The organism is Halorubrum sp. SD690R (assembly GCF_005435035.1).
In the GTDB taxonomy this organism is placed as follows: Archaea; Halobacteriota; Halobacteria; order Halobacteriales; family Haloferacaceae; genus Halorubrum; species Halorubrum ezzemoulense.
In genome coordinates, this window is record NZ_SGTV01000097.1 from 1 (window position 1) to 929 (window position 929).

Sequence of the window (929 nt, forward strand, 5' to 3'; positions counted from 1 at the left end):
TGCTCTGTTGAAGAGCGATCTTATCAGCGGATATCACCGGTTTAGAAGGGTGAAGCCGAGGAAATCGAACCTGCCATGGAAATCGATATCCTCGACTTCATCGAGCAGTGTCGTCACCTAGCTAAACAAGCGTTGGGGAAGCACGCGGGCGAGCCCGCCAGCGGCGGGTTCGCCCGCTGGGTCCACGTTGTTCTTCACTGTTTTCGGGTCGAAGAGACCCACAGCTACCGTGAAACGCCGAATCGGCTGAAGTATATGGACGAAGTTCGTGACGCTCTCGACCTAGACCGGGACGATCTCCCCGATCACACGACAATCTACAAGTCATTTGACCGGCTGAAAATGTGGGTGTGGCGGGCGCTGCTGCGCGTTTCCGCGCAGCAGCACCCGCAGTCTGGCCACGCTGCGCTCGACAGCACATTTTTCGACCGGCGACGTGCGTCATCGTACTTCCGCCAGCGGGCAGGTCGGACGATACAGACGCTGAAGGTGACGACATTGACAGATGTGGACTCGCTTGCTGTTCTCGACGTTCACATCAACGCACGGTGGAAGCATGACACGAAGACCGGACCGCAGGTCGTCCGCAGAAATGCGGACGACCTGCAGTCCGTCGCCGCCGACAACGGCTTCCAAGACTGGCATACTGAGTACGAAATCGCCGCACACGGCGTTGAGTACCTTGTTCACTATCGCGGTTCGTCAGCGAAAGCAGCCGCGAACAACGCTCTCAATCGAGCAAATGGCTACGCTCAGCGGTGGATGGCTGAAACATCCTACTCGACAACGAAGCGCTCGCTCGGCGATGCCGTGCGAGCGCTGGGCTGGTATCGGCAGTTCCGTGAGATTGTCTTGATGTTCGCCATCACCAACATAGAACCGCTGTGTGAGCCGCTGTGACCGTGACTCAGCATCTATTCAACACAGCA

The 929-nt window shown here is 57.7% G+C and carries 1 protein-coding gene; it reads left to right on the forward strand.

Annotated features, from left to right (window positions below):
* Positions 1-75: 75 nt before the first annotated feature.
* Positions 76-900 carry an IS5 family transposase gene (locus tag EXE41_RS18565; protein WP_137691791.1) on the forward strand — a complete coding sequence of 275 codons (825 nt, stop codon included), beginning with the start codon at positions 76-78 and terminating at the stop codon, positions 898-900.
* Positions 901-929 lie beyond the last annotated feature (29 nt).

Excerpts from the sequence above, each read along its gene's own strand:
- EXE41_RS18565 (WP_137691791.1), top strand. The coding sequence starts at position 76 with ATGGAAATCGATATCCTCGACTTCATCGAGCAGTGTCGTCACCTAGCT.